The organism is Kribbella sp. NPDC048928, assembly GCF_043197975.1.
In the GTDB taxonomy this organism is placed as follows: Bacteria; Actinomycetota; Actinomycetes; order Propionibacteriales; family Kribbellaceae; genus Kribbella.
Genome location: NZ_JBICUC010000007.1, coordinates 354,029 through 370,093 on the forward strand (window position 1 = coordinate 354,029; position 16,065 = coordinate 370,093).

General features: G+C 68.6%; 18 protein-coding genes. 9 read left to right on the top strand and 9 right to left on the bottom strand.

Features of this window, described 5'->3' with window-relative positions; translation table 11 throughout:
• Positions 1-30: 30 nt before the first annotated feature.
• Complete coding sequence (locus tag ACGFI6_RS29940) at positions 31-1,836, top strand: glycoside hydrolase family 2 protein (RefSeq protein ID WP_393124391.1); 1,806 nt, start codon at positions 31-33, stop codon at positions 1,834-1,836.
• On the opposite strand, the gene ACGFI6_RS29945 is transcribed toward ACGFI6_RS29940, so the two are convergent.
• On the bottom strand, positions 1,821-2,855 hold the full coding sequence (locus ACGFI6_RS29945) for a YeiH family protein (protein ID WP_393124393.1): 1,035 nt from the start codon (positions 2,853-2,855) through the stop codon (positions 1,821-1,823). The two genes, ACGFI6_RS29940 and ACGFI6_RS29945, sit on opposite strands and share 16 nt — an antisense overlap.
• Before the next feature lie 188 nt (positions 2,856-3,043).
• On the opposite strand from ACGFI6_RS29945, the gene ACGFI6_RS29950 reads away from it, so the two are divergent.
• On the top strand, positions 3,044-3,823 hold the full coding sequence (locus ACGFI6_RS29950) for a GntR family transcriptional regulator (RefSeq protein WP_393124395.1): 780 nt from the start codon (positions 3,044-3,046) through the stop codon (positions 3,821-3,823).
• On the opposite strand, the gene ACGFI6_RS29955 is transcribed toward ACGFI6_RS29950, so the two are convergent.
• Complete coding sequence (locus ACGFI6_RS29955; RefSeq protein WP_393124397.1) at positions 3,809-4,732, bottom strand: LysR family transcriptional regulator; 924 nt, start codon at positions 4,730-4,732, stop codon at positions 3,809-3,811. The genes ACGFI6_RS29950 and ACGFI6_RS29955 overlap by 15 nt on opposite strands.
• 110 nt (positions 4,733-4,842) lie before the next feature.
• On the opposite strand from ACGFI6_RS29955, the gene ACGFI6_RS29960 reads away from it, so the two are divergent.
• Genes ACGFI6_RS29960 through ACGFI6_RS29970 form a run of 3 tightly spaced genes read left to right on the top strand, consistent with a single transcriptional unit; the run spans position 4,843 to position 6,710 of the window.
• Entirely contained in the window at positions 4,843-5,547 is a 705-nt protein-coding gene (locus ACGFI6_RS29960) for an SDR family NAD(P)-dependent oxidoreductase (protein ID WP_393124399.1), read from the top strand.
• A 2-nt stretch (positions 5,548-5,549) separates the two neighbouring features.
• Positions 5,550-5,885, top strand: coding sequence for a hypothetical protein (locus ACGFI6_RS29965; RefSeq protein WP_393124401.1), 336 nt, complete (start codon positions 5,550-5,552; stop codon positions 5,883-5,885).
• Positions 5,886-5,924: 39 nt separating this feature from the next.
• Entirely contained in the window at positions 5,925-6,710 is a 786-nt protein-coding gene (locus tag ACGFI6_RS29970; RefSeq protein WP_393124403.1) for an arylamine N-acetyltransferase, read from the top strand.
• A 107-nt stretch (positions 6,711-6,817) separates the two neighbouring features.
• Here the strand turns inward: ACGFI6_RS29970 and ACGFI6_RS29975 are convergent, their stop codons facing one another.
• Positions 6,818-7,420: a flavin reductase family protein gene (locus ACGFI6_RS29975; RefSeq protein WP_393124405.1), complete on the bottom strand. Its 603-nt coding sequence runs from the start codon at positions 7,418-7,420 to the stop codon at positions 6,818-6,820.
• Positions 7,421-7,487: 67 nt separating this feature from the next.
• Between ACGFI6_RS29975 and ACGFI6_RS29980 the strand changes: the two genes are divergently transcribed.
• Together ACGFI6_RS29980 and ACGFI6_RS29985 are read left to right on the top strand one after the other, a co-directional pair.
• Positions 7,488-8,165: an ArsR/SmtB family transcription factor gene (locus tag ACGFI6_RS29980; protein ID WP_393124407.1), complete on the top strand. Its 678-nt coding sequence runs from the start codon at positions 7,488-7,490 to the stop codon at positions 8,163-8,165.
• 63 nt (positions 8,166-8,228) lie between these two features.
• Positions 8,229-8,465, top strand: coding sequence for a hypothetical protein (locus tag ACGFI6_RS29985; RefSeq protein ID WP_393124409.1), 237 nt, complete (start codon positions 8,229-8,231; stop codon positions 8,463-8,465).
• A gap of 331 nt (positions 8,466-8,796) precedes the next feature.
• On the opposite strand, the gene ACGFI6_RS29990 is transcribed toward ACGFI6_RS29985, so the two are convergent.
• The 4 genes from ACGFI6_RS29990 to ACGFI6_RS30005 form a co-directional block, all read right to left on the bottom strand.
• Entirely contained in the window at positions 8,797-9,459 is a 663-nt protein-coding gene (locus ACGFI6_RS29990; RefSeq protein WP_393124411.1) for an anti-sigma factor family protein, read from the bottom strand.
• Positions 9,456-9,965 (bottom strand): sigma-70 family RNA polymerase sigma factor, encoded by a 510-nt coding sequence (locus ACGFI6_RS29995; RefSeq protein WP_393124413.1) that lies wholly within the window; start codon positions 9,963-9,965, stop codon positions 9,456-9,458. The genes ACGFI6_RS29990 and ACGFI6_RS29995 overlap by 4 nt, the downstream gene beginning before the upstream one ends.
• 103 nt (positions 9,966-10,068) lie before the next feature.
• Positions 10,069-10,899, bottom strand: a complete 831-nt coding sequence (locus tag ACGFI6_RS30000) for a hypothetical protein (RefSeq protein ID WP_393124415.1) — start codon at positions 10,897-10,899, stop codon at positions 10,069-10,071.
• 63 nt (positions 10,900-10,962) lie between these two features.
• Positions 10,963-11,382, bottom strand: a complete 420-nt coding sequence (locus ACGFI6_RS30005) for a MarR family winged helix-turn-helix transcriptional regulator (RefSeq protein ID WP_393124417.1) — start codon at positions 11,380-11,382, stop codon at positions 10,963-10,965.
• Positions 11,383-11,434: 52 nt separating this feature from the next.
• Between ACGFI6_RS30005 and ACGFI6_RS30010 the strand changes: the two genes are divergently transcribed.
• A complete protein-coding gene (locus ACGFI6_RS30010) occupies positions 11,435-12,022 on the top strand; it encodes a TIGR03086 family metal-binding protein (protein ID WP_393124419.1) in 588 nt (195 codons plus the stop codon).
• 3 nt (positions 12,023-12,025) lie between these two features.
• On the opposite strand, the gene manD is transcribed toward ACGFI6_RS30010, so the two are convergent.
• Positions 12,026-13,258: a D-mannonate dehydratase ManD gene (manD, locus tag ACGFI6_RS30015; protein ID WP_393124421.1), complete on the bottom strand. Its 1,233-nt coding sequence runs from the start codon at positions 13,256-13,258 to the stop codon at positions 12,026-12,028.
• Positions 13,255-14,256, bottom strand: coding sequence for a LacI family DNA-binding transcriptional regulator (locus ACGFI6_RS30020; RefSeq protein WP_393124423.1), 1,002 nt, complete (start codon positions 14,254-14,256; stop codon positions 13,255-13,257). The genes manD and ACGFI6_RS30020 overlap by 4 nt, the downstream gene beginning before the upstream one ends.
• 177 nt (positions 14,257-14,433) lie before the next feature.
• Here ACGFI6_RS30020 and ACGFI6_RS30025 point away from each other — a divergent pair, with 177 nt between their 5' ends.
• Complete coding sequence (locus ACGFI6_RS30025) at positions 14,434-16,065, top strand: glycosyl hydrolase family 79 C-terminal domain-containing protein (RefSeq protein ID WP_393124425.1); 1,632 nt, start codon at positions 14,434-14,436, stop codon at positions 16,063-16,065.

Consider the following 16,065-nt stretch of genomic DNA (forward strand, 5'->3'; position numbering starts at 1 on the left):
CCGACCCTGATGAGCATCACGGGAGAGTTCATGACGCAGCCTCGTGCGGAGTACCCGCGTCCGCAGTTCGTCCGGCCCGAGTGGCTGAACCTGAACGGCGAATGGCAGTTCGAGATCGACCGTTCGGACTCCGGACTGGAGCGCGGTGTCCGCGAGCGCGAGCTCGGGCAGCGGATCGTCGTCCCGTTCGCGCCGGAGACCGAGTTGTCCGGGATCGAGGACGTCGACTTCATGGAGGCGGTCTGGTACCGCACCACGGTCACGATCCCCGCCGGCTGGAACGACAAGGACGCGGTCCTGCACTTCCAGGCCGTGGACCACGACGCCACCGTCTGGGTGAACGGCGAGGAGGTCGTCCGGCACCGCGGCGGGTTCACCCCGTTCAGCGTGAACCTGCGGCACGTCGCCAAGCCCGGTGAGCAGGCCACGATCGTCGTCCGCGCCCGCGACACGCACCGCGGCCCGCAGGCCCGCGGCAAGCAGAGCCAGCTCTACGCGAACCACTCCTGCCTCTACACCCGTACCACCGGCATCTGGCAGACCGTCTGGCTCGAAGCGGTGCCCACGGTGCACCTGAAGCGGCCGCGGATCACCCCGGACGCCGCGGGCTCGAGCTTCCACCTCGAGGTGCCGGTCTCCGCGAACAAGGCCGGCTTCAAGATCAAGGCCACCCTGAAGGACAGCGACGGCGAGGTGACGACCGCCGAGGTGCGCGCCGACCTCGACCTGGCGCCGCGGCTCACGCTGCAGGTGCCGGCCGAGCGCGTACGCCTGTGGGACACCACGGATCCGCACCTGTACGACGTCCGCCTCGAGCTGATCGATGCAGAAGGCAACGTCGTGGACGGCGCCGACTCGTACGCCGGCCTGCGCTCGGTGAGCATCAACGGCAAGGCGATCCTGATCAACGGCAAGCACGTCTTCCAGCGGCTCGTCCTGGACCAGGGCTACTGGCCGGAGAGCCTGATGACGGCGCCGTCCGAGGAGGCGATCGTCCGCGACATCGAGCTCAGCCTGGCGGCCGGGTTCAACGGCGCCCGCCTGCACCAGAAGGTGTTCGAGGAGCGGTTCCTGTACCACGCGGACCGGCTCGGCTACCTGGTCTGGGGCGAGTTCGGCGACTGGGGCTCCGGCGTCGGCAACACCGACACGGACAACCAGCAACCGACCGCGTCGTACGTCGGCCAGTGGCTGGAGGCGGTCGAGCGCGACTACAGCCACCCGAGCATCGTCGGCTGGTGCCCGCTGAACGAGACGCACCAGCTGCTGCACGACCGGATCACGCAGCTCGACGACGTGACCCGCGCGATGTTCCTGGCGACCAAGGCCGCCGACACCAGCCGCCCGGTGCTGGACGCCTCCGGCTACAGCCACCGCGTGCCGGAGACCGACGTCTGGGACTCGCACAACTACGAGCAGGACCCGGTCGAGTTCGCCAAGCAGATGGCGGATCTGGTGAACGACAAGCCGTACGGCAACACTCGTCACGACGACAAGCCGATCTCCCTGGCGTACGACGGCCAGCCGTACTTCTGCAGCGAGTTCGGTGGCATCTGGTGGAACGCGGAGAAGGCGGCCGCCGGAAAGAGCGGAAATTCCGCGGATTCCTGGGGCTACGGCCAGCGGGTCGCGAGCGAGGAAGACTTCTACACCCGGTTCGCCGGCCTGATCGACGCATTGCTCGACAACGAGTTGATGTTCGGCTACTGCTACACGCAGCTGACCGACGTCTTCCAGGAAGAGAACGGCATCTACAACTTCGACCGCAGCAACAAGCTCGACGTCCCCCGGATCAAGGCGATCCAGGACCGTCAGGCTGCCTACGAAAAAGACTGAAGTACGAGGCTGCCGGTGGCGACCAGGATCCAGAGGATGGCTCCGAGGAGGAGCGGCCTGGGTCCTGCGTCGCGCAGCTCGCGGGGGCGCAGTGAGAGGCCGATCGCGGCCAGCGCGGCCGTGATGAGGGTGCTGCCGATGACGGTGAGTGTCGGCAGCCACCCTTCCGGTACGGCACCCGCGGAGCGGAGGCCGGCGGCCGCGATGAACCCGATCAGGAACAGCGGGACGAGTTTGCGCCACGGCAACGGCTTCCGGATCGACGCCGTGGAACCCTCGTACGAGCCCTCGCCCGCAGCATCGAGTGCGCGCGTCGCCCGGTTCTCGCGGCGGATCTTCAGTGCGACCAACGTCAGTACGATCGGGATCAGGGTCAGCGACCGGGTCAGCTTCACGACGATCGCCTGATCGCCGGCCGCCTGGCTGTACGCGTACCCGGCGGCGACCACGGACGAGGTGTCGTTGACCGCCGTACCGGCCCACAGGCCGAAGGCCTCCGAGCTGAGCCCGAGCAGGTGCCCGAGCGGCGGGAACGTCAGCACAGCAACGATGTTGAACGTGAAGATCGTCGCGAGCGCATAGGCGACCGACGAGCGCTTGGCGCCGATCGCCGCCGTCGCGGCCGCGATCGCGGACCCGCCACAGATCGCGGTGCCGACGCCGATCAGCGTCTGGGTATCACCTCGTACACCGAGGATGCGGCCGAACAGCCACGCACCGCCGAGGGCGAGCGCGAGCGTGCCGAGCATCACCGGCAAGGACGAGACGCCGACCCGCGCGACCTGCTGCAGCGACAGTCCGGTCCCGAGAACGACGATCGACAGCTGGAGCAGGGTCTTCGAGGCGAAGTCGTACCCGGGACGCAAGGTCTCGGAGCGCAGGACCGGGATCAGGCTTCCGGCGATCACACCGATCAGGATGCCGAAGACCGGGCCGCCGACGAGTGGTACGAGGCGCCCGAGAGGCACCGCGACCGCAGTCACGCCGAGCACGACCAACAGCCCTCGCAGTCGCAACACGACGGGGCCGAGGCGACGGGCGGGCCGGTGCAGTGCGGCGGACAGGCGACGGTGTCGCGGAGCGGCGGAGTCAGGTCCTGGTGGCCTAACCTCGAGCTGAACCACTAGCCGGTTCCCTCCTGCGAAAAATGTACGTACATTCAAAGTAGGAGATGACCGGACATTTGGCAACTCCGGAAGGGACCCGCGTGCGGAAGCTTGAGCGAGGGAGCGGCGAGCCGCTCTGGAAGCAGTTGCAGGCGGATCTCGTCCGGCGGCTGCGGTCCGGGGAGTTCGACGACGCCTTTCCCGGCGAGCTCGCGCTGGTCGAGGAGTACACCGTCAGCCGGCACACGGTCCGGCAGGCGCTCGGGCAGCTGCGGACGGACGGGCTGATCATCGCGGAGCGCGGCCGGCAGCCGCGGGTCGCGACGGCGCCGGAGATCCGGCAGCCGATGGGGGCGCTCTACAGCCTGTTCTCGTCGGTCGAGGAGTCCGGCCTGCCGCAGCGCAGTGCCGTACGGGCCCTCGACGTCCGCGCCGACGGCGTGATCGCGGCGCGCCTCGACCTGGAGGCGTCGATCCCGCTGCTGTATCTCGAGCGCCTCCGGTACGCCGGTGACGAGCCGCTCGCACTGGATCGGGTCTGGCTGCCCGCACAGCTCGCCGAACCGTTGCTCGACGCGGACTTCACGCACACCAGCCTGTACAACGAGCTCGCCACCCGCGCCGGCATCACGCTCGACCACGGACGCGAGGACATTCGCGCCGTCGTACCGACCCCGGCCGAACGCACGCTCCTGCACTGCCCGCCCGAGGCCGCCGCGTTCTCGATCAACCGCCAGGGCACGTCCCAGAACCGTCCGGTCGAGTGGCGGCACACGCTGGTGCGTGGCGACCGGTTCGCGCTGTCGGCCGAGTTCTCCGCCAACATCGGTTACCGCCTCACACCAGCGCCGAACGCGGGCGCCCTGTCACAGGCCTGGTAGCTCCGCTCGGAACGGATCGTCGGCCGGCAACCAGCAACCGCGCGGATCGAAGTCCACCGTCACGTCTCGCGTCAACGCATCGACTGCAGCCAGTACGGCGGGACGCGTCTCGTCCCGGCGGGACACCAGGGCCCACGTCCACACCGGCACCGGATCGACGACCTGGCGACGGACGAACCCGCGCGGGAGCGGGGTCGCGTCGCGCTTCGGCGAACTGACGACCGGGCGGCCGAGCCGCCGTACGTGATCGAAGAAGGCGGGGCCGGTGATGCCGTGGTCCTCGATCCGCTCCACCGTGGCGCCGGTGGCTCGCGCGAACTCGACCGCGTAGATGTTCCACGAGGCCCACGCCTCGGTGTCCGCGTCGACCAGTACGACCGTGTCGCGCGCCCGTACCGGTGACTCGTCGCCGACCGCGACCGCGAACAGCCGGTCCGCGCCGAGCAGCCGGCCGTTCAGCTCCTGCTCCGCGAGATCGGTCGCGCGGACCCACGCGATCGCCAGGTCCACGCTCCCGTCCGCGACCCGGGCAGCCTGCGTGTGTGACGGCATCACCCACGCGTCGACGAGCAGCTGCGCGACTCCTGACACCCGCTCTGCCAGGTCGGGCGGCCGCCAGCTCACGTACCCCAGTCGCACCGGCTCGCTCGCCGCGAATCCCCGGGCAGTACGCCGCAACGCGTCGGCCTGCTCGAGCAATGCGCGCGTCGGCGGCAGCAGCGTCTCGCCGTGCGGGGTCAGCGTCACGGTCCGGCGATCGCGCTCGAACAGCCGTACCCCGAGGTCCCGCTCGAGCGACTTGATCTGCTGCGACAACGACGGCCCGGCGATCCGCAACCGCGCCGCGGCCCGCCCGAAGTTCAGCTCCTCGGCCACCGCCACGAAGTACCGCAACTGCCGCAACTCCACGGGGTGAAGCGTAGTAGGTCAGGCCTCCTAGCTGGGAGTCAAGCGGTCGTGGAAAACGGCGGATTGTTCGACAACTATCGAAGTACATCCACTCGTTGAAAGAAGGAACCATGAAGAAGGTTGCCGTGATCACCGGTGCGTCGCAGGGCATCGGGGCGGGGCTCGTGTCGGCGTACCGCAAGCTGGGCTACGCCGTGGTCGCGAACTCGCGGAACATCACGCCCGCGGACGACCCTGAAGTACTGGCCGTGGCCGGTGACATCGCCGAGCCCGGCGTCGGCACGCAGGTGATCGAGCAGGGCCTGCAGGCTTTCGGGCGGATCGATGCCCTGGTCAACAATGCGGGCGTGTTCCTGGCGAAGCCGTTCACCGAGTACACCGACGAGGAGTACGAGCAGATCGCCGGCGTGAACCTGCGCGGGTTCTTCGACATCACGCGGCGGGCCGTCGAGGCGATGCTGGAGAACGAGGACGGCGGCCATGTCGTCAACATCACCACCAGCTTCGTAGAGCACGCCTACACCTCCGTACCGTCTGCGTTGGCCTCGCTGACCAAGGGCGGGCTGAATGCGGTGGTGAAGTCGCTGGCCACCGAGTACGCCGCTCGCGGGATCAGGTTCAACGCGGTGTCGCCGGGCGTGATCCGTACGCCGATGCACCCGGAGGAGACCCACGCGTTCCTGGCGGCACTGCACCCGATCGGCCGGCTCGGCGAGATCGAGGAGATCGTCGACGCGGTCACCTACCTGGAGAACGCCAAGTTCGTCACCGGCGAAGTTCTGCACGTCGACGGCGGCCAGCAGGCAGGTCACTGAGCATGAACACCCTCATCAACGCCCTGGAGCAGTGGAAGTCGGGCATCGACGACCACGATCCCGAACGCGTCGCAGCCCTCTTCACCGAGGACGCCATCTTCCAGGGTCTGCATCCGTACGGCGTCGGCCGGGACGCGGTCGCCGCGTACTACGACTCGCAGCCGCTCGGGCTGTCAGCGCAGTACAAGATCCTCGAGACCCGGAAACTGTCCGACGAGCTGGTCCTCGCGTACCTGCTCGTCGACTTCACGTTCACCGATCGCCCGACGCTCACCGTCAACCTGAGCGTACTGATCGCCGACGGCCTGATCGCGCACTACCAGGTCTCGCGGTTGTAGCTTGACCTCAAGTGGGGTCGAAGTGTTGAGGTGGTTCGCATGTGGAACATCGAGAGCCTCGACCTGGATGCGTACCTTGCCCGGATCGGCCACGAGCGGGTCGCGCCGTCGGCGGACGCGTTGCGGAGCCTGCATCGCGCGCATGTGCTGGCGATCCCGTTCGAGAACGTCGACGTCGTGCTCGGGACCCATCCGGGCATCTCGCTCGACGCGATCCAGGCGAAGCTGGTCGGGCGGCAGCGCGGTGGGTACTGCTACGAGCACGCGCTGTTGTTCGGTGCCGCGCTGGAGCAGCTCGGATTCGATGTCGTACGGCGGGTTGCCCGGGTGCAGCCGCACAAGGCCGGGCCGCGAACGCATGCGCTGCTGAAGGTCGGCGTTGACGGGCAGGAGTTCCTGGCGGATGTCGGCTTCGGCGCCGGCCAGCTGTACCCGACCCCGCTGAAGGACGACGTCGTCGTCGACCAGGCGGGCTGGGACCACCGCCTCACCCTCGACGGCGACGTCTGGACGCTCTCGAAGCAGACCGCCGACGGCTGGATCCCGCAACACGCCTCGAACGACGAGCCCGTCCGCCCGATCGACTACGAGGTCTACCACCACTACGTCTCCACCCACCCCAACTCCCCCTTCACCGGCCGCCCGGTCGTGATGCGCGTCACCGACGGCGTAGTACGCCGCCTGGTAGGCGAAACCCTCACCACCGAACACGCCAACGGCCCCACCACCGAACGCCCAGTCCCCCCATCCGCCCTCCCCGACGTCCTCGCCTCCCTGGACGTCCACCTGAGCGACGAGGAGATAGACCGCCTCCGCCTGATGTAGCGGCGTACCGAAGAGCGGGTAGTGGTCGTACTCAGCCGTCCTCTGCCCGCTCAGTCCAGCGGAGCCGCGCGTGTTCCGGCCGACCACTACCCGTTCTTCGGTCCACCTCAGCGTGGCGTTTCGGTGCGGAAGGATTCGCCTAGTTCTTGGCCCAGGGCGTAGTAGTGGCGGAAGTTGTAGATCAGGGGGGACCAGGCGGCGGGGTCGACGTGGGAGGTTCCGGGGACGACCAGATGTTCGGCGGCGTGCACTCGGAGGACGCGGGCCTGCGCGATCAGGAAGTTGCCCTTGGCATCCAAGTCGGCCTGCACCACGGTGGCCTCGAACTGCAACGGGCATTCGGCCACGCGCGGCGGGGTGACGAGATCAGAGGCAGTGGGCGTCAAGCCGGCCGCGGTGAACTTGGCGCGGTCGTGGTGGAAGCGGTCCTGTTTGTGGGCCGGCACCGGATGCGCGCCGGTCAGCGGCGCCAAGCGCTCGACGGCCTGCCACTGATCCGGCGACGGGTAGTTGATGACCACCTCCGGGCGCGTCTGCAGGTTAGATGCCGTCTGACCGGCCACGCCGACGCCGAGTACGACCACGTCGCCGAGCGCCCACGCGGAGGACATCGGCGCCAGGTTGACCGTGCCGTCCTCGTTCAGGGTGCTGAGCAGCGCAACCGGTGTGCCGACGTACAGGATGGAGGGTTCGATCGTCAGATGGGTCACATCGATCCACGCTAGGTACGGGACCGTTCGGCGCCGGCCTAACCGTCCGGACGGCATCATGGGCGGTATGACTGTCGAGGGCGAGGAGCTGGCCGGCTGGGCACGGATGCTCGCGGACGCGACCCGGGCGACCGTGTGCCTGGCGCTGCTCGACGGGCGCGCCTGGACCGCGAGCGAGCTGGCGAGCCTGGCAAAGGTGTCGCGGCCGACGATCAGCGAGCACCTCAACCAGCTCGTGGACGGTGGGCTGCTGACCGAGGTACGCCAGGGCCGCCACCGGTACGTGAAGCTGGCCGGACCGGACACCGCGGAGCTGATCGAAGGACTGGCCGCGCTGGCGCCCCGCCGGACCGAGGTGATGAACAGCCTGGCCGCCGTGAGCAAGCGGGACGCGTTCGCGCGGGCGCGTACCTGCTACGACCATCTGGCCGGCAAGCTCGGCGTCGCACTCGCCGACGCGATGACCGGCCGCGGCCTGATCGACTGGTCCGACGGCATCACGCTGACGCCGGAAGGCCAAGCCTGGTTGAAGGATCTCGGCATCGAGCTCGAGGTACGCCGGGGCCGTCCGGCGCTGCGTTCCTGCCTGGACGTGACCGAGCGCCGCCCGCATCTGGCCGGCGCGGTCGGCGCCGCGCTCTGCTCCCACGCACTGCACGAGGGGTGGGTCACCCGCATCCCCGGCGGACGCGCCTTGAAGGTGAACGGCGCCGTACAAGCGTTTGGACTCGAGTCCGGAGTCTGAGAAGAGTGTGACGGAACACGCTTTCAGGAGGCGATGCGACCGAATTGCACCTAGCCTTCGGCCATGACTGAGTTCGAGCCCGGCACCGAGTTGGTGTCCCGTCTCCCTCTGCCCAGCCATGTCGTCGTGCAGGCAGACGGCACCTGGCGTCGCGGCTGGCTGATCGGCCGCGACCACGAGGATTCGGGATGGACCGCTCTGGTGCAGTACGAGGGCGACGACGGCAACGAGCGGACGGAACGCCTGCCGGCCGACCGCATCGCCCTGCCGTCGTCCGAAGGCACTGAACAAGCGTCCTAGGGAGGGTACGCACACTGCAAAGGCCCCCCGGGTGGGCATCACCGGGGGGCCTTTGCACGTAACGCTGCCGGCGCCTCATAAGCAGTCGAGAATCCCGGCCCAGGCCCTTCGGGCGGACGACCTGGGACGGGATTCTCAGTGGCGTTACACACGGTGTATCGCCGGTGACGGCGCGGGTGTTACAACTTTGCCCGAAGTTTCTTGCAGCCGGATCACGGCGTACGGCGGCCCCGGTGCACGTCCCTGAACACCGGGGCCTGAACCAACAGCCTCTCGAGCGGCCGCCGTTCTTGATCTTTCAGGTGCCCTGACATGCCACAGATATGCGTGATCAGAACCGAACGGCGAGCAACACCCGTCCGGTCTCCGAGCTGCGGATGTCCAGAGCCTGGATCTCGTTGCGTTTCAGCTTGGTGGTGGCGGCCGGCTTCACGGTGGTCCCGGGCGCGGAGGTCCAGCTCGCGATCAGCTGAACCTTCCCGGACGTGTCGGTGACGTACAGCTCGTAGCCGCGGGCCCGTTCGCTCGGCGTCGCGAGCTCGTCGTACCGGCAGCTGATCTCGATCGTCGTACCCCACGGCTCGGGCATCAGCCGGGCGTCGGCGGACAGCTTGCTCGACACGGTCTGCGAGAGGACGACGTAGTCGCCCTCCGGGTCATCGTGCGCGAACGGGAGCACCAGCACTGCACCGATCACCGCCGCGGCGACAGCGACCGCGGTCGCGAGCGCACCGAACCGGATCCGCTGCCGGCGCCGGTCGCGCTGGACGTCCCGGACCAGACCGGGCAGCAAGTTCGGCGGGTCGGCGGTGACCGTGGCGAGCGCGCGCTCGGTCGGCAACGCGGCCAGCATCCCCGGAACACCGGCCAAGGATCCGACAGCGGCCGAACACTCGGCGCAGGTGTGCAGATGCTCCTCGTACGCGTGCCGGTCCTTCGCCGACAGTGCGCCAAGCAGATAGGCCGCGTCCCACTCCCGGTACGGGTCCGTCATTGGCTCGTGACCCCCTTCTCCTGCAGTGCGAGCTTCAGGGCTCGCAGGCCGTAGTGCAACCGCGATTTCACGGTGCCCGACGGGATGTCCAGCTCCTCGGCGATGTCGGTGACCGTACGACGGCCGTAGTAGGCACGAACGATCACCTGCCGGTGGTCCTCGGACAGTTGCGCCAGCGACTCCGCGACCAGCCAGGCATCCAGTACGGCGTTGGCGTGGTCGGCGCTCGGATTCTCCGGGAGCTCGTCGCTGGCGATCTCCCGGCTGACCCGCGCGCTGCGCCGGTCGTCGATGACGAGGTTGCGCGCCACGGTGAACAGCCAGGCCCGGGCGCCCGCCTCGTCCTCGGTCAGGATGTTCGGCCGGCGCCAGGCCCGCAGCAGCGTCTCCTGGACGACGTCCTCGGCCAGCCGGTCGTCGCCGGTCAGCCGGACGACGAACCGCCACAGCGCGGGCGCGTGCACGTCGTGCAGCTCGCGCAGCAGCGTCGCCCGGTCGTCGGCCATCGGCGCTCCTGCTCTGTGGAAGGTCGGGTGGACCCTATTCTGCCCAGCCGGTAAAGCGTCGTTGCCCTGTGCCTGGTTCGAACGATTGAATGGCCTCGATGGTTCAACTGTGCGTGACGCGAAGATCACACTGCGAATCGTTTGTCTTCCGGGTGGCGAATTGGTATCCGCGGGTCGCGGCGGTCAGCCCGGCACCCCAGATGACGTACGCCGGGACCGAGACCCAGAAGAAGCTGTCCGGCAGGCCGACGTCGCCGTACACCGGCTCGCCCTGGATCGCGGCCACGATCATTTGGATCAGCCCGACGCTGAAGTACGCCGTCATGCCGGCGCCGAGCAGGTAGCCCGGGAGCAGCAGCATCCAGCGCGGGAAGAAACGTCCGAGCCGGTGTACGAGCAGGAACGGCAGCAGCGTACCGACGAGCAGGAACCCACCTTCGAAGATGATCAGCGCCAGGCTCCCGGCGTACGGGGTCTGGTCGAAACCGACGACTGCCTGCGCCCCCAGGCGGATCAGGCAGCCGGCGGTCGCGAGACAGGCTCCCGCGGTCGCGACCCAGGCCGGCCAGGGCACGGCGGGCGCTTGGTGCTCTCGAGCCAGGAGACCGAGCAGTACGGCACCGACGATCGCGCCGAGACGGCTGAGCATCCCGAGCGCGTCGAACGGGATGCCGAGACCGGGCAGGATGCCCGCGACCACGTCGAGCAGGATGAACGCGGCCGCAGCGAGCCAGCCCGCCGCCAGTACCCACAGGACCCGCGGACGGATCCGGAGGACAGCGACCGCGGTGAGGAGGCAGGCGACCACGGACACCCAGTTCGGGATCAGCAGGTCGTCCCCCGGCAGCTTCCAGTCTGGCGCGTGGCCCGTCGCGTACCAGACCCGCAGCGCACCGTACGCCGCCGCCCACATCATCACCGCTCGCCTCGTCATGCAGCCAGTCTGTTGAGACGCCGCCGCGGACGGATCACCCGCGCGGGGGAACGCGGTCCACCCTCAGCGTGAAGCGTGCAGCTTCTGCAGGAGCTGGATGAAGGTCTTGCGCTCGGCCGGTGCGAGGCTGTCGAGGACCTGGAGCTCCTCGGACTGGATGTCCTTGCGGACTGCCCGGCGCACCTTCCGGCCCTGTGGCGTGATCGACAGCAGCCGGACGCGGCGGTCGTCCGGGTCCGGGGTGCGCTCGATCAGGCCGGCCCGCTGGAGCTCGTCGAGGGTCCCGATGATCCGGGACTTGTCCGCGCCGATCGCCTCCGCGAGCGCCGCCTGCGTACGGACCGGGGTGTCGTCGAGCGCCGTCAGCACCGAGTAACCCCACATCGCGACGTCGTGGGCGGCGAGCAGTGGCAGCTCGATCGCGAGGAGTTCCCGCACCAGCGGATACAGCATCGCTGCCAGGTCGGGGCGCTCGGTTGCCATGGTCGAAAAGGTAACACTGGCGCAATCATATGCGAGCGCTTACGATAGGCGTATGCCTACTATTGACTACGTGGCGCTCGACGCCGAAGCCGTCCGGGCCAGCATCGAACTGGCGAACACCGCGACCATTGCCGACCTCTCCAAGCCGACGCCCTGCCGGGCCTGGACGCTCTACGGGCTGCTCGCCCACATGGCCACCCAGCACTACGGGTTCGCGGCAGCCGCCCGCGGCGACGCCGAGCCGGAGACGTGGAAGCTCCGCGACCTCGGCGACGACCCGGTGAAGGCGTACGTCGAGTCCGCCGAGCAGGTCCTGGACGCGTTCGCACAGCCCGGTGTCGTCGACCGGACGTTCGAGCTCGCCGAGTTCGGCGCAGCGTTCCCTGGAGCGCAGGCGATCAGCTTCCACTTCATCGACTATGTCGTGCACAGCTGGGACGTCGCGAAGTCCCTCGGTACGACGGTCTCGTTCAGCCCGGCCGTTCTCGAAGCCGCCCAGGGCGTCGCACAGGTCGTGCCCAGCGGCGACATCCGTCAGGTCCCCGGTACGCCGTTCGCGGTCGACATCCCGTGGTCCGGCAACGACCCGCTCGATGGCATCATCGCGTACCTTGGCCGCAGCCCGTCCTGGCCGAACTGATCGTCACCAGTCGTGGACGGTGCCGTCGTTCAGCCGGTTGTACGGCAGGTAGGCCCGCTCGTACGGGAATTTGGCCGCCGCGTCCTCGTCGAGGTCGACGCCGAGACCGGGCTGCTCCCCCGGGTGCAGGTAGCCGTCTTCGAAGGTGAACGACTGGCGGAACACCTCACTGGTGAGCGCGCTGTGCGGCATGTACTCCTGGATCCCGAAGTTGTGGATCGCCAGGTCGAGATGCAGTGCGGCCGCCATGCCGACCGGCGAGATGTCAGTCGGCCCGTGGATGCCTGACTTGATCTGGTACTGCGCGGCGAAGTCGAGGAGCTTGCGCAGTGCGGTGATCCCGCCGGCATGGGTCACCGAGGACCGCACGTAGTCGATGAGCTGTTCGCTGATCAGGGACTGGTAGTCCCAGACGGTGTTGAACACCTCGCCGATCGCCAACGGGGTCGTCGTGTGCCGGCGTACGAGCCGCAAGGCTTCCTGGTTCTCGGCGGGAGTGCAGTCCTCGAGCCAGAACAGGTCGTACGGCTCGAGGCTCTTGCCGAGCTTGGCCGCCTCGATCGGAGTCATCCGGTGGTGGCCGTCGTGCAGCAGCGGCAGCTCCGGACCGAACTCGGCGCGGACTGCCTCGAAGATGGTCGGCAGGTGCCGCAGGTAGGCGCGGGTGTCCCAGTCCTCCTCGGCCGGCAGCGGACCGCGCTGCGCCGGCTCGTAGTCGTCGGCGCGTCCGCCCGGTACGGCCGGTTGCGTGGGCACGCCGTACAGGGTGCCGATGCCGGGGACGGCGGTCTGCACGCGGATCGCGCGGAAGCCCAGCTCGAGATGATGGCGGATCGAGTCGAACAGCTCCTCGGTATCGCGTCCGGACGCATGCCCGTACGCGGTGAGGCCGGTGCGGGACGCACCGCCGAGCAGTTGGTACAGCGGCATGTCCGCCGCCTTCGCCTTGATGTCCCAGAGCGCCATGTCCACCGCTGCGATCGCGGACATCGTCACCGGGCCGCGGCGCCAGTACGCCGAGCGGTAGAGGAACTGCCAGGTGTCCTCGATGTTCCGGGCGTCGCGGCCGATCAGCAACGGCACTACGTGCTCGGTCAGGTAGGACGCGACGGCGAGCTCGCGACCGTTCAGAGTGGCGTCGCCGAGACCGGTGAGGCCGTCGGCCGTGGTGATCTTCAGCGTCACGAAGTTGCGGCCGGGGCTGGTCAGTACGACATCGGTCGCGACGATCTTCATCGCGGCTCCTTCGGGTCGGTGGCGGGACCGGTCGTCTGCCGGACGAGCAACTCGGTCGGCAACTCGGTCGTGAGCGGGGTCGGCGCTGACGGGTCGGCGAGGTGCTGGAGAAGCAGGTCGACCGCTCGACGGCCGGCCTGCTCCTTGGGGATGGCCAGCGTGGTGAGCGCCGGGTGCACCATCGCCGAGGTCTGGATGTTGTCGATGCCGACGACACTGACGTCGCGGGGTACGGCGATCCCCTGCTCGCGGAGCGCGCCGAGCAGTCCCATCGCCATCAGGTCGTTGTGCGCAACCACGGCCGTCACGCCGCCGATCACCACCCCTGCGGCCGCCTCGGCACCACCCTCGAAGGTAGGCGCGAAGTTGCCGAGCTCGACCAGCTGGACGGGCACCTTCGCGGTCGCGGCGCGGAGGCCGCGCAGGCGCTCCTTGGTGGACCAGCTCTGTCGCGGACCGGCGACGAATCCGATCCGCTTGTGGCCGAGACCGGCCAGGTGCTCGACGATCAGCAGCGTGCCCTGGGCGTTGTCCGCGGAGACCGACGGGATCGAGGCGGCCCGGCGATTCACCAGTACGACAGGTGCCAGCTCGGCCGCATCGCGGAGCTCGGCGGGCTTCATCCGGGGAGAGCACAAGATGATGCCGTCGACCTGCTTGGCCAGCGAACGTACGAGCCCCAGCTCGGCCGACACCTGCTCGTCGGTGTCGACGACGAACACCTGGTAGTCGCCGGCGTGCGCCTGGCTCTGGATCCCCTTGACCACCGAAGGGAAGAACGGGTTCGCGAGATCGGGCAGGATCAGGCCGAGGTTCCCGGTGCGGCCGGTGATCAGACCTTGCGCGGCCCGGTTCGGCCGGTAGCCGAGATGATCGGCGACCCGCAGAACGCGCTCGCGGGTGACGGCGTCCACGATCTCGGGGGACGACAGGGCGCGGGACACGGTCGACGCCGAGACCCCGGCGACCCTCGCGACGTCGCGGATCGTTACTGCCATCTTGCCTCCTCACCTCAGTCTGAAACCGATTGCAGATCACGTCAATGCTCAGGGTGAAACATGCCTTGATCGGTGAATGTCCAAAAATACAACGGGATTCAACGGTTGCCGTACCGGCGAAACTCATGCAACCCTTTTCAGCGCCGATGGGGGCCGCCCTCTCGAAGGAGAAGCATCGTGAGAACCGTCCGAGCAGTCTGCTCAGTCGTCGCCACCGTTTCGCTCGTCACCGCCGCTGCTCTTCCGGCTGGTGCCCTTCCGGCCGGGGCTGTTCCGGCCGGGCCTGACGGCGCTGGGACTCCGGTCTCGCTCAGTGCCACCGTGGACGGGCGGAACGCCGTACTCCCGTCCGACCTGCAGGGGTTCTCGGTCGAGTCCGCGGACCTGGCCCACGGCTTCCTCACCAGCCGGCTCCTGGCCCGCCGGCTGAAGACGCTCGGCCCGCACGGCGTGATCCGGATCGGCGGCTACTCGATGGATCTGGTCTGGCCGGCGTTCGGCGCCTGGGCCGGCGCCCCCGCTCCGGCCGAGGCGATCGGCGGCACCGTCGACCAGTCGGACCTCGACAAGCTCGCGCAACTGGTCCGCGACTCCGGCTGGAAGGTCAGCCTCGGCCTGCCGCTGAAGAAGCTCATCGATCCCGCGAAGATCAAGGACCCGACCAAGGACCCGTCGCCCGCGGTGACGCTGGACCAGGCGGTCGCCGAGGTCCGCGCCGCGCACGCGACCCTGGGACGCGGGCTGGTCGCGGTCGAGGTCGGGAACGAGTACGACAACGTGACGACGCTGACCGCGAGCGAGATGTGGTCGGAGATGAAGCGCTTCCAGGCCGCCATCAACGTCGCGTTGCCGCACGCGGGTATCAAGGTGATCGGGCCGTCCGCGAACACCGCGGTGACCAACACCCGGCTCGAGGACTTCATGACGGCGGTCACCACCGACACCCAAACCACTTCCGGTCGGGTGCTCGAGGAGATCTCCTCCCACCTGTACCCGGGCAGCCACTGCGGATCCTCGACGACGACGATCGCGGCGCTGCTGAGTACGGCGAAGTACCAACAGGTACAGGGGAAACTCGACGGGATCACCGAGCTCGGGTCGCAGTTGCGGCACCCGGTTCCGATGACGATCAACGAGTCGAACAGCGCGTCGTGCAGCGGCATGCCGGGCGTCAGCGACAGCTACGCGATGTCGCTGTGGTCGCTGGACTACCTGCTGCAGACCGGGCGCGCCGGCCTCGACCGGCTGCAGTTCCACACCAACACGGCAGCGATCTGCGGTGACTTCAAGGCCCGTACGTCGCCCGACTACCCGATCTCGTACCGCTACTACGGCGCCTTCTGTGCGCCCGATCAGCAGCACCTGGACGCCGAGCAACTCGCCGCATCGCCCTTGTACTACGGGCTTTGGGCGTTCCACCAGGTGCCCGTCGGCCGTTACCTGGATCTGGATGTTCCGCAGGACCAGCTCGGTGCCGTACGGGCATACGCCGTTCAAGGACGCGACGGCAAGGTGACGCTCGTACTGATCAACTTGCAGGATCCGGCTGCGGCCGAGAGCACGACGCAGGACGTGACCGTGCAACTGCCGGGAAGGTTCGCGCGCGGGACCGCCGTCACGCTGACCTCCGCGGACGCGGCCGGCCTGGCGTCGCTCGACTCATCCGCGATCACGCTCGGCGGCCAACAGGTCGACCCGTCGGGAGCGGTCACCGGACACCGTACGAGTAAGCCGGTTGCGGTTGCAGGCTCGCGGGCGACGGTGAACGTCGCTCCGGGTACCGCGCAAATCGTCACCCTGGTGCGCTGA